This is a genomic window from Methanocalculus sp., assembly GCF_029762515.1.
Lineage (GTDB): Archaea > Halobacteriota > Methanomicrobia > Methanomicrobiales > Methanocorpusculaceae > Methanocalculus.
Map to the genome: position 1 here is coordinate 1 of NZ_JARVGN010000017.1, position 11,643 is coordinate 11,643.

Below are 11,643 nucleotides of genomic sequence, written 5' to 3' on the forward strand. Positions count from 1 at the left end.
GGACCGCCTTCGATTACCACCTCTGCGATGGCGATCAGATCCTTGGCACAGGTGATATCTTCCTCTCTAAGCATGGGTATCAGGCACCTTCAAATTGGAAGGAAAAAGAATACAGAAAAAAGAAAAGGACTGCATGAGAAACAACCTTACCTCAATTTCTCCCCGCATCCCTTACAAATTTGGTCTGAACTGTCGTTTTTGGTTTTACATACAGGGCAGATCAGACTCTCATCCGGTTGCACTGGGTTGATTATCACCGGCTGTCCCATGCCTCCGCCTCCGGCAACAACCGTTGAGCCCTGTGCTTGATGGGCGCTGCTACGCGCCGTTGCTGTACTGCCCATCGCACCAAGAGCTTTATTCATTACATCGGCCAGCCGATCTGCATTTTCCCCAAATGTTTTCTGCATCATATCCATGTATTTCTGCTGGTCTTCCAGTCGGGCATCGAATAGTTCCTTCATCTTGTCAGAACCAAATTTCGCTTTCAATGCTTCTGCCGCTGTAACTGGATCCTTAGCATTGAGCGCGAGAATCTGTTCAGGAGAAAGGGCGTTAGCACGTCTCATTATCTCGATATTGGTAAGATATTCTGCAGCTTTAGGATCACCAGTGATTACAATTTTTGATTCTGTCGAAGAATTGTCAATATTTTTAAGTCTCTTGCCTTCATTCTCGGTGGCATGATCTTGGTCCTTATGTTCGAGTTCCTGCTCTCCGGCCTTTTTTTGAAGAATTGCCTCAATTAATTTCTTTTTAGCCTCGATAAGAGCTATCAAATCTTTTCGATCACGATCGCGCTCATGATCCGCAATTTTATCCTTATGATCCAAATCATGACCTAGTTCCGTATCTTCAATATCGTGACGGTGCTTCTGCTGAGCTTTCTCAAGGATAATTGCGCGGATAAATTCCTGATCTTCCCTTTTATGAATAAGTTCAGTCTTTAACTCCTCGATATCATTCTCTCGAATAATGCCCGCCTTTGCAAGCTCATGGATAAAAGAATCAACTGATTCCTTATCGGAAAGTTTACTGATTTCATCATCAGACAGCAATTTCCGGATTTTTTGTTCCGTATCAAGGTCCAGTCCTGTCGCTGTAACTTTCTTCGTCCTTTCGATGCGCCCGTCGATGATATCTTGCCATTCAGATTCATCGTATCGGACAAACCTGAGACGTTCTAAGGAAAATCCATAATTTTGCAGGATTGGAGCGACTCGTGTTTGAACCCCACCTTCAATCTCATCTTTCACTGAAAGATTTCCATAGAGATCATCCATTCTATACTCGCGTAATGTTGATTGGACGACGCTCTGAATATCATACGAAAGATCGGCCTGAAGATCGGTCAGAAGAATCTGACTCTTTCCTTTCAGAAGATTGTCAATAAATTTTTTTGAGTCGGCGTTTCTGAGGGTCAGCGTACCGCTGACCCCGACCGGGATCGAATCGGCAGTACGGATCTGTGTCTTATCAAAGGTGAAATCGAGGGTGACAATTCCGTCGTCAACGAGAACGATGGTTGCGCGGTCATCGAGATTGATTGGCAGGTGGGCCTCAAGGAATGTGCCGATATCATAATAGCCGGGTCTGAGATCGCCCTGATACGCACCGCCCTGGAACAGAAGAGCGCGTGTTCCTTCAGCCACGGTGACCGTCTTTTTGAAAATGCCACGAAGGTCTTCAACTTCAAATCTGCTGGCAAAATCTCCCGGTTTTCTCCTCCACTGGCGGGTGCGAGTGAAATCCTCTTCATTTGATCCTACAAATTTGCCCAGTCGAGATGGTCTCACACTTGTTCCGCAACCTGGGCAGTATTTTGCATCCGGCGGAATGGAAGAACCACAATTATTGCATACATAGGCTTCGGATTTTGTTCCGCATTGCGAGCAGAATTTTGCATCCCGTTCCAGCGTTTTTCCACATTTCAAGCATTGTTTGCTTCCAGAAGCATTTTCTGCAATCTTTTCTATTTTCCCCTTGAATAGTTCCATAATAATCACCAGTAATACACTCGTTGTTCGGACCCCGTACAGTGCAATTTTTCAGGTTAAGACGGGCATATTTGACGATCGGTATGTGCGCGTATCAAATTCAGCGATTCAGGCTGGATTTTGCATACAAGTAAAATGGTTGCATTGTCCCGATCGGTCGTGCTTAATACAACCATTTATATTCCTTTTCTCTCATTTGAGTGATTGCCGTTCACTAATTATAAATCATGCTCATTTTATTCGGATGTGGTTTCCTCATTTTTTCAATCCTGAAGATAATGTGCGAAAGAAATCATTTCCCACAGAATCAAATGTGAGTCGATTCATTTGCATCTCGGTAATGAGTGATTCGATGTATGATTCCTCAACAGAAGCGGTTACTTCCTGAAAGATATGTTCAGCGGTGATCTCTGAAAGTTCGTCCATTAGAGCCCTGTGTTCTTCTTTGCTGTAACTGGCTTTTGCCAGCCACCATTCGAGTGTATCTGGGTCTATAGCCTGCATCTTCTTCCAGACACCCGAGCGTTTCAGCGTTGTTTGCTGCTCCTTTATGGCGATGATATTCGAAAGCACGCGAAGATCCTTCTCAAGATGCATGCATGTAGTGGCTTTAAGCTGCCAGGACTCGGAAATTGCTCTGATACGTTTTGCATAGAAGGATGTCCCCGCTTCTTCGCATCCGGATGATGCTGCCGAGAAGAGTGTTCTAATCTGCTGTTCCAGATCTGTTTTTTCGTTCTGCAGTTTCTGGATCTGATACTTCATCTGAGATTCTGCCTTTCTGAGCTCCCCAAGATTCATCGAATCAAAAGGAGTTGTGTGGAATAGCCTTGAGAAGATGCTCATCGATTGATGCACCCACCTGATACTCTCTCAATCTTCTAGCTCCGCGATGGCTTTCTCAAGATCCTTTTCTATTGAAAAGAGACCGCCTGCTTCTTCCAGCTCCAGAGTTCCTGTCTCAACGCTGTTCCAGATCTCAAACATCTGCTTTTCAGCTTCATCGAGATCATTGTCTGAGTCCGCAATATCCAGAGCGAAGATCTGGTTCAGATCGTCAACAACGTTCTCGAATCCCTTGCCTGCGAGATTTACCTGGATGAGCGAACTTTCAAAGGCATCGGGTGATATACTCTGAATCTTATCCCAAATTTGTGTTTTCTGGAGATCACGCTGGTACTTCTTGATTACCACAAGGTTTGAGATAAACATGTACTGCTTGTGCAGTGCCATAAAGTTACGAACCTTTAGTTTGGCACTCATGTCCATCTGCTTGAGCTCTTGTGCAAGCATCTTCTTTTTAATGAGGTCGGCACCAACACCTTCTCCGAATTTTTGTTTCTTCTCTCGTTCAATCCTGTCGATTTCCTTACGAAGGCGATTTATACGACTTTTGAGCTTGAGTTCTTCTTCCTGCAGTTCAGAAACCTTGAGTTTCTCAATCCGGTTACGGCGGAAATGTTCTGTGATTTTCATCTTGTGTCACCGATCGCGAATTGTCGTCAATCCTATATAAAATTTCCTCCTTTACGGAGGATAATATTAATGGCCAATATGTAGTGCTCCGATGTGGAGGTATTTTTTTATAGGAATGGTGCGTACAGATCCAATAAGAATGGATTATCTCCTGGTTGTGGATTATCACTCTGACGCGGAACGTAAACGGATTGATGCCACCATCGAGCGGTGGAAATCAAAGAAAAACGTGCGCAAAGAGAAAGGCGTATTGATCCGGGCAAGTGATGACGATATCGAAGCCTTTCTGCAAGATCTTTATGCGCGACTGGATAGGGGGAGCGAGAGTGTTCGGATGTACAAAGCAGAGGCATGTAGTCCGGACGTTGGAGAGGTATCACGAACACTTCGATATGAGGCAGAGATTGATCAAGAGACTGTCCGACAATTCTTACGATATATTCTCAATAAACTCAATGGTAGTTATGAAGGAGTTCGGGATGGCGTAGAATCATACACAGTCTATACCCGGAAAGGTCAGGCGTCAACAGGTTTCGTCTGGGCGGATCATCCAGGGAAAACTAAATTGACAATTTTCGTGAGCGGTTTTGGTGATGTGGTCTCTTTTGTTGCAGAGCGGATTGACGAAGAGCTGAAAGCATTTCTGGGAGGGGTATAATGGCTGGTCAAAAAAAGACTGATTCACATTCAAAATATGTTCATCATTATCGACTTGGAACAACGCAATATAAAGCATCGCGATTTCTTGAGGCAATTAAGTCATTTGATAATGCATTGAAATATAAACCACAATCATACTGGGCGTGGAATGAAAAAGGGAATGCGCTCAGAAAACTGGGTCGGCTTGAAGAGGCGTTGAAATGCTATAACCATGCTACTTCCCTTGACAGATCAAAATCATATCCATTCGCGTATATAGGTAGGGGAGACGTCCATCGTGAACAAAAAACGTATAAAAAAGCAATTTCTAACTATAATCAAGCCTTAAAAATCAAAAGGCATCCATTTGCCTTAAATGGTAAAGCACAGTGCTTTTATGAAACAGGTAACAAAAATGAAGCATTTCAGCTAGCGGAAGAGGCAATACTTTTGCGTCCTTATTTTGAACATCCGTATATTTTAACCGGAGATATTCTATTTGACCGTGGTTTGTACAAAGATGCAAAGGAAAGGTATGAAAGAGCTATCGGATTAATCGATACAGGTTCAAGTGAACTTCGTGCAGCTTTACATAAAAAAATACAGGATTGCAGTATGAAGATTGATGCCGAATCTCCGGGGATTAAGGACGAGCCTGATATTGATCCGGAAGATATTGGTGCTCTTCTCTCTCAACTTCGCTCGGGAAATGACAGTGGGCGTGCAGAAGCATCGTATAATCTTGATATCTGTGCGAAAAAGAACCTGGCAGGCCAGATCATCAGACACCGGCCCTTTCCTCTCTTTGAGTCTGCTCTGGGTGATCCGGTTCCGGAGGTGCGGAAACAAGTTCAATGGATTCTTGGTAATCTTGCACTGCACGGGTTTTCCTACGAAGTCACTGAATCTGGAGTATTGGGCCTTCTTGCAGCAAATCTTGGCGATACCAATGAAGAAGTGCGTAGTGCAGCAGCATGGACACTTGCCGTCATAGCTGAGGTCGGACAGGGTATTCGAGTGGCAGAAACGGGTATGATCCACTCCTGTATCCAGCTGTTAGATGACAGTAATGCTGGAGTCCGTTCTTCAGCGGCCCTTGCTCTGGATAAAGTTGCCTTTTATGCAAGCCCGGAGCCAATTGTTCATGCCGATGGGGTTGTGAACCTTGCTGGGCATATCCTGGATACGGATACCGGAGTACGTGCGAGTACCCTATGGGCGCTCTGGTCTATCGCCTTCCGAGGATATGTCGACAGTATATGCGATGCTCCGGACCTGATCACCGATCTTAAGCAGTCAGCCCAGAGCAGAAACCTTGAAATTCGGAAAGCTGCGATTTCTCTGATTGGGGAACTTTCAACCGTTTCTGATAAATCGTTCTTGGAAAATAAAGATCTTGAGCGAATTCTCATTTCCGGGATTGGTTCCCGAAGTAACCGTGTTCGGGGTGCCTCGATATGGGCTGTTGGGAGATGGGCAGATGCAGGAATTGCTACCTCCTTGATTCGGAGCGGGGTTAAGGAAGCAATGAGAAACTGCCGGGATGACCACACAAATGTTCACGTTTTTTACCACAGTGAACTCCGCTGGAAGCAACGCTCTATTGGCGGTATCGCGGACGATGTCCTGAAAAAGCTGGATGAACCCACGGCCGCTCCAGATGATCTTGCTCCCTGCGAAGCTGATTATCGTACCGCATATTTTGTCGTAAATAGTTATGTAGAACATTTGGCCCAAAGCGAACTTCATGAGGCTCGCAAAAAAGTCGTTCATCTGGAACAATTTGTATGTGGTCCTACTCTTGAGGTAGTCCGGTATCAAAGGGATCACCTGGATCTCTATATCCAACAAGAAATTGATGAAATTCCTGAAGAGTTCGTCAATGAAGCAGAGTTATTAAAAGAGGAAATCCTCCGCAGAGCGCTGGCATAGGGGATAATATGAACGTGGATCTCAGTGGGTTTCTGACGAAAGAACTGAAGAAAACAATACGGGAATATCGAGCAGCATGTTCTGAAAATGATTCCCGCATAGTCCGGGAGAAAGCCCATATCTGTGCGATTCTGAGTCAAAAATTAGCTGAGCAGTCGCCATCATTTCGGAATAAATACCTCTCAGATGCAAAAAAATGGGAATTTATTGCATCCGGAAAAAATCCGGTGTCCTTGGATATCAGTAATAGAGATCCCTCCCGACGACCAGAAACTCAGGATTCTGCGAATGAATCGGATCTGGATTTTGATGCAACGTCGTTGATATCATCATCATCGGTCAGGTGGGATGATATCGGTGGTCTGGATGAGGTTAAACGTCTGGTAAAGGAAACGGTAGTCATCGCGGGTCTTCGGAAACCTGCTGCAATCCAGCCATGGAAGGGAATTCTTCTCTTTGGCCCTCCAGGGACGGGAAAGACGATGATTGCAGCAGCGGCTGCAGGGAGTCTGCATGCGACTTTCTTTGATGTGAAAGCCGATCGTATTCTCTCAAAATATTTTGGGGAGTCATCAAAGATCATTGCCTCTCTCTACGCATCAGCAAGGAAGCGGGCACCTTCGATTGTGTTTATTGATGAGTTTGATGCGCTCGGTTCAGCAAGAAGTGAAGGTACCGGCGAAGCAACACGAAAGCTGCTCTCTTCTCTTCTCACCGAACTTGATGGACTGCAAGACAAGAACGCTGATCGGCTTCTTCTCACTATGGCAGCCACCAATACTCCCTGGGATCTTGATCCGGCAGTTCTGTCTCGTTTTCCCCGGCGAATTTTTGTGACGCTTCCGGATGAGGCATCCTGTGCAGCAATCATCAGACTTCATCTGCGCGGTCTTGAAGTCGCTGATCTTGAAATTTCAGATCTTGGGAGGAGGTGTGTGGAACAGGGGTATTCAGGTAGAGATATTCAGAACCTCTGCCAGCAAGCGATCTGGGCCATGATCCACGAGGAAAATCCACAACTGGAGAAGCTCGCAGATCTCACGTTTGATGAGTTGAGTGAACAAGTGCTGAAGACAAGAGGTCTGTTTGCCGGTGATTTTACGGAGGCATTTGAGATTGTGCGTTCGCCAGTGCGCGAGGCCGACCTGGACCGGTATAGGCAATGGAGTGAGGAGTATGGGGGGATGTGACCTGAACCAATATCATGGACTTACATGTACTTTCCGTCAGTTTGTTACAGCAAAAAAATGTGTTAAACATCTCCGCTTAATCATAAATTTCAGGAGTAGAGCGGTCGGTGAAGGTGCGGGGCGCCAGATCTGCCTCGTGGGTGGTGGGCAACCTGCTCTGGGTGGCCTTCGGCGTGGCGGAGCGGAACGTGTACGTGACTGCATTATTTGCCTTTTACTGGGTGACAGCGGTGGTGGGATTGCGGAATAATTGGGGTGGATACGAAGCAAATATTGAATGAATAATTTGGAGGAGAAAGGTATTGTGAGAATTTAAATTTTTGAATTCATCCATTTCCGTACAATTGTCTTTACAAGATTTTGTGCATCATGAAGTTCCATCGGGTTTTCAGGTTTCTGAAATTTTTTTCGAGCATGTCGGGCCTCTTTTCCAATTGCGTCGTAACTCTGGGCTGTTTGTTTGAATCGCCCAATCTCGCTATAAAATTCTCCATTTTTCTTCACAGGTGCATAACCGTCTTCCTGGACTAATTCAATAATATTATAGAGCACACCAAATGAGTTGAAATCGTGGTCTATGAGTTCATTAACTCGCTGGACTCTCTCATCTGTTTGTGCGAGCCGAATTAATTTGATAATTTTGTTATCTGGTGGAGATTCAACAGTAGTTCCATCTTTTTTTGTAACGGTCACTTGGACTCGTGCGCGTATATGAATTGAAGCGGTTAAAGGTTCAAGAAAAATTGTCTTTTTACCGTCTTCATCAATGAATTGAATTCCTCCTCGTTTTATCAAATCCGACGAATTGAAAAGTAGTTTTCTTGCTGCATTGATATTGATCAACAATTCATCGGCTTTTGCCTTGACAGATTTATGATCGGAAGAATTCTCCAATGATGTAAATTCAAGTAGATATTTTTCACCTTCATTGAGAACACGAAAGTCAGTTGACTGGAGAATTTCACTCAATTCTGCTAGATCATTCGCATCTCCGTGAAGATCAACCTGCCACTTCATTTCTGTTTACCTTTGTTCTTTTCTTCATTTTTTTGCCTTTATTCGCTCAAGCAGCACACTTGCTGGTTCATACTCCCGTTCCTCCCGCCGGGCCAGTTCTGCCTCGGTGGACACCAGCTGTCCGGAAAATGCCTGGGCGAGGATGGACTGCCGGAGTGTTTCGGTGCGTTCTTTAGCAGCGGTGATGCGGGCCTCGATCTGATCGGCGAGGGCGAATAGAGCGTCGGCCCGGTGGACAATTTCATCCTGTTCGGAAAGCGGAGGGAGGGGGATTGGTAAAGATTTGATATTACTCAAATTTAACCTGGCTCGACCCACACCGTGAATCGATTCTACCATTCTCTTCCTTGTTGATTCAGTATTGATCGCGAAGATGACGTATTTATTATTAGCAATTTCTTGATGCGGATTGAGTCTAATGCAATCAGCTTTAACAATTGCGGGTCCGAAATCATCTGGGATTTGACAAGCCCGAGGGATTGGGTCACCTAGTGTTCCAATAACAAGATCCTTTGGAAAAACTTGATGTTTTTTTAATTTTGTGAAATGATCTGTTGAGATATGCGATTTCACATCGATGAAATTACCATCGCCTAAGTTTTGTAATCGTATGACTCTTGGACCGGAATCAGTATAATGCTCAGTTTTCAGATTCGATCCAAAAGGACCGTCTGTTATTGAATTTGCTTCGATACCAGATACCTGATCTATACTAGCCCAAGTCCATTTATCTGAAACAATTGGTAAATCACTGATTTCTATTCCTTTTGGTTCACGATATTTTTCTTTCCACTTCGAATTTTTCGGAGTTTTTCCTTTATCTTGGAAAGTCTGTATTTGTTCTCTTTCCCAAGCCATTCGTTTTTGATTTAAGATATTTCCCACAGCCTCTTTTGCATCTGTAATGTCCGGATTCTCCGACCGCCAGTCCTCCGTCAGCCGCCCTTCGCACGCAGCGGCGAGCACCGCCTGCCTGAACTGCTGCACGATGCCCGGCACCCTGTCAAGGCGGGCCTGTGCGGCGTCCAGCCGGGCGAACAACGCCTCTATGGCAGCTACGATGCGGTGCTGTTCGGCGAGAGGGGGGAGGGGGATTTTCAACTCTTTTAATTTTGTTGCATTACAATTTGGCTGAGCAATTCCTGAAATATTCTGAGAAATTTGGGTCCAATATTCGGATGTGCTAAAAAATAGACTCATGAATTTTTGATTGACATTTCTGTTTGGTCTAAGCCGAATGAGATACGAGGCAAAAATGCTATCTGGGCAGGAAGATATCAGATAGCTCTTGCCTGTAGTTGCACCAGTTCGTGCAAAAACAATGTCTCCAGACTCCAATTTATATTTGGAAATTTGTTCTTCCTTGATGCTGCAAAACGGAACATCATTCCAATCAACAAAATCATTCTGGATATCTGTAATTCGCAAAAAATGAGGTCCAACTTTATTTTTATCAGCTGAAGCCGTATATCCGTATTTTATTTCATCGGAGATATCGTTAATAGTTGATTGAATCCAACCTTCTGGCAACTCACTATTCTGCGGCATTTTTTTATCTCTTGTTTTTCGATCACTATGGGTAATCTGTTAAAATTTTTCTTAAATAGAAGATTTAATACGCTCCAGCAGCACTAGTGCTGGTTCATATTCTCGCCTCTCCCGCTGGGCCAGCTCCGCCTCGGTAGGCACCAGCTGCCCGGAAAATGCCTGGGTGAGGATGGACTGCCGGAGTGTTTCGGTGCGTTCTTTGGCGGTGGCGACGCGGGCCTCGATCTGGTCTGCGAGGGCGAAGAGAGCGTCGGCCCGGTGGACAATTTCATCCTGTTCGGGGATAGGTGGAAGGGGGATTGCAATCGACTTTAAAATAGTACCATTTATTCCTGGACGAGTTTGTCCTCGAATTTGATTTTGAATTTGTTGCTGAACAGGAATTGCTCCTCTCAGTGTTTGAAATAAATAATGGGGAGATACTAAATCTTGATTCGAAGTAATGCGATAGACATGCTTGGTGATAATTGCGGTCTCACAATTTTCGGGAAAGACGCAACATCTGCCAATTGTTGCCATGACAGTGATTAACAAATCCAGGGGCCTTGCAGTGTATTTTCTTAATTCTTCATATTTTTCCGGACTTATTCGGTGTTCTTTTCCATAGGAAAAAAATCCGTTCTGTACATTATCAATTCCAATTGCTAAAATCCCAGAATCTTGAAACTCTGAATGAAGTAGATTGCTGCCAAAAGGGCCACTTTGGATAGAACGAGCCTCTGGTGAGGCCAGTTGCTCTATGGTTGCCCAACACCATTTATCGGGTATATCATTTAAACCAGAAGTATCGGGCGTTTGGATTTTCTTTTTTCCGGACGATAGCGTATTAAGTGTTATTTCAAGGTATTTTCGTGAATTCTCTATATTCGGATGTTCCGCCCGCCAATCCTCCGTCAGCCGCCCATCGCACGCAGCAGCGAGCACCGCCTGCCGGAACTGCTGTAGGATGCCCGGCACCCTATCAAGGCGGGCTTGTGCAGCGTCCAGCCGGGCGAACAGCGCCTCGATGGCGGTGACTATGCGGTGCTGTTCGGCGAGAGGGGGGAGTGGTATTGTCAAGGCTTTGACAATCTTTTGAGTTATAAGAGGTTGCGAGCTCCCAGTCTGGATACTAATCCAATCTACGGTCTGAAAATACCTGATTAACCAATTGAACAAATCTTGAGAATTGGGTTTTATAACTAAAGTGTTGTCAGTAACCCAGGCATTTTTTTTGTATACTGTAAGTGCTCCCGCTGCGCCAACTCTACCGAGGGTAATAATTGGTGATGTGAAATTATAGCTATCAGTATAGCCTATGGGCCCTCCTGCCCCTGCAACAGGGTAAGGCTGATCTGGAATTTTACTATAGTCTTCCCTTTTTATGTACTTTCCACTGGCAATTGAGATGAGAGAGCCCAAATCTGAAGTCTCCCACCCCTCCGGCAGCTCACTCTTCTGTTGCATACCCGTTCCCCATCAGGTCGAGAATCGCCTGTAGTTCGTCGACCGCGGCCTCGAGTTCGTCGATGGCCTCGGCAGCGAGTTCCTCCGGAAGTGGCAGGTCCTCGCTGGACTCCAGCGACTCGTCGCGCAGCCACTTCAGCGAGTCGATCTTGTAGTCTCGCTCCTGCAGCTCGGTGATATGGAACGAGCGCCAGCGGTCGGCGGGGGAGTCAGCGGCATTGCGCTTTGCCCGGGCGTTGGGGTCGGGGCCGTAGCAGTGCTCGAACTCGGCGAAATGCTCCGGGGTGAGGGGGCGGTCCTTCTTGGTGATCTTGGGCACGTTGGTGCGGGCGTCGTAGACCCAGGTGTGCTCGGTGGGCGCGCCCCTGGTGAAGAAAATCACGTTCGTCTTGGTGCCC

10 protein-coding genes are annotated in these 11,643 nt (G+C 45.7%); 3 read left to right on the plus strand and 7 right to left on the minus strand.

Annotation, left to right across the window (positions count from 1 at the left end):
• Positions 1–146: 146 nt before the first annotated feature.
• The 3 genes from QCH34_RS01230 to QCH34_RS01240 all read right to left on the minus strand — a co-directional run bounded on the left by QCH34_RS01230 (position 147) and on the right by QCH34_RS01240 (position 3,473).
• On the minus strand, positions 147–1,997 hold the full coding sequence (locus QCH34_RS01230; protein WP_300328771.1) for a zinc-ribbon domain-containing protein: 1,851 nt from the start codon (positions 1,995–1,997) through the stop codon (positions 147–149).
• 255 nt (positions 1,998–2,252) lie between these two features.
• Positions 2,253–2,843: a hypothetical protein gene (locus QCH34_RS01235; protein WP_300328774.1), complete on the minus strand. Its 591-nt coding sequence runs from the start codon at positions 2,841–2,843 to the stop codon at positions 2,253–2,255.
• A gap of 27 nt (positions 2,844–2,870) precedes the next feature.
• Positions 2,871–3,473 carry a chromosome assembly protein gene (locus QCH34_RS01240; protein ID WP_300328777.1) on the minus strand — a complete coding sequence of 201 codons (603 nt, stop codon included), beginning with the start codon at positions 3,471–3,473 and terminating at the stop codon, positions 2,871–2,873.
• 115 nt (positions 3,474–3,588) lie between these two features.
• Here QCH34_RS01240 and QCH34_RS01245 point away from each other — a divergent pair, with 115 nt between their 5' ends.
• The 3 genes from QCH34_RS01245 to QCH34_RS01255 all read left to right on the plus strand — a co-directional run bounded on the left by QCH34_RS01245 (position 3,589) and on the right by QCH34_RS01255 (position 7,234).
• On the plus strand, positions 3,589–4,131 hold the full coding sequence (locus tag QCH34_RS01245; protein ID WP_300328780.1) for a hypothetical protein: 543 nt from the start codon (positions 3,589–3,591) through the stop codon (positions 4,129–4,131).
• Positions 4,131–6,044, plus strand: a complete 1,914-nt coding sequence (locus QCH34_RS01250; protein WP_300328783.1) for a tetratricopeptide repeat protein — start codon at positions 4,131–4,133, stop codon at positions 6,042–6,044. The genes QCH34_RS01245 and QCH34_RS01250 overlap by 1 nt, the downstream gene beginning before the upstream one ends.
• Before the next feature lie 320 nt (positions 6,045–6,364).
• Positions 6,365–7,234 (plus strand): ATP-binding protein, encoded by an 870-nt coding sequence (locus QCH34_RS01255; protein WP_300328786.1) that lies wholly within the window; start codon positions 6,365–6,367, stop codon positions 7,232–7,234.
• A gap of 312 nt (positions 7,235–7,546) precedes the next feature.
• Here QCH34_RS01255 and QCH34_RS01260 read toward each other — a convergent pair whose 3' ends face one another.
• The 4 genes from QCH34_RS01260 to QCH34_RS01275 all read right to left on the minus strand — a co-directional run.
• The gene (locus QCH34_RS01260; protein WP_300328789.1) at positions 7,547–8,251 is read right to left on the minus strand and encodes a hypothetical protein; all 705 of its coding nucleotides are present in this window, start codon (positions 8,249–8,251) and stop codon (positions 7,547–7,549) included.
• Positions 8,252–8,275: 24 nt separating this feature from the next.
• Positions 8,276–9,799: a restriction endonuclease subunit S gene (locus tag QCH34_RS01265; protein WP_300328792.1), complete on the minus strand. Its 1,524-nt coding sequence runs from the start codon at positions 9,797–9,799 to the stop codon at positions 8,276–8,278.
• Between the two features lie 51 nt (positions 9,800–9,850).
• Positions 9,851–11,245, minus strand: a complete 1,395-nt coding sequence (locus QCH34_RS01270; protein ID WP_300328794.1) for a restriction endonuclease subunit S — start codon at positions 11,243–11,245, stop codon at positions 9,851–9,853.
• Positions 11,229–11,643: N-6 DNA methylase (locus QCH34_RS01275; RefSeq protein WP_300328798.1), on the minus strand; the 415-nt coding region annotated here is incomplete at its 5' end. The genes QCH34_RS01270 and QCH34_RS01275, both read right to left, overlap by 17 nt.

What these genes read in the sequence shown, in the direction of transcription:
- QCH34_RS01245 (WP_300328780.1), top strand. Translation starts at nt 3,589, where the DNA reads ATGGTGCGTACAGATCCAATAAGAATGGATTATCTCCTGGTTGTGGAT.
- QCH34_RS01265 (WP_300328792.1), bottom strand. Translation starts at nt 9,799, where the DNA reads ATGCCGCAGAATAGTGAGTTGCCAGAAGGTTGGATTCAATCAACTATT.
- QCH34_RS01230 (WP_300328771.1), bottom strand. Translation starts at nt 1,997, where the DNA reads ATGGAACTATTCAAGGGGAAAATAGAAAAGATTGCAGAAAATGCTTCT.
- QCH34_RS01235 (WP_300328774.1), bottom strand. Translation starts at nt 2,843, where the DNA reads ATGAGCATCTTCTCAAGGCTATTCCACACAACTCCTTTTGATTCGATG.
- QCH34_RS01240 (WP_300328777.1), bottom strand. Translation starts at nt 3,473, where the DNA reads ATGAAAATCACAGAACATTTCCGCCGTAACCGGATTGAGAAACTCAAG.
- QCH34_RS01270 (WP_300328794.1), bottom strand. Translation starts at nt 11,245, where the DNA reads ATGCAACAGAAGAGTGAGCTGCCGGAGGGGTGGGAGACTTCAGATTTG.
- QCH34_RS01260 (WP_300328789.1), bottom strand. Translation starts at nt 8,251, where the DNA reads ATGAAGTGGCAGGTTGATCTTCACGGAGATGCGAATGATCTAGCAGAA.
- QCH34_RS01250 (WP_300328783.1), top strand. Translation starts at nt 4,131, where the DNA reads ATGGCTGGTCAAAAAAAGACTGATTCACATTCAAAATATGTTCATCAT.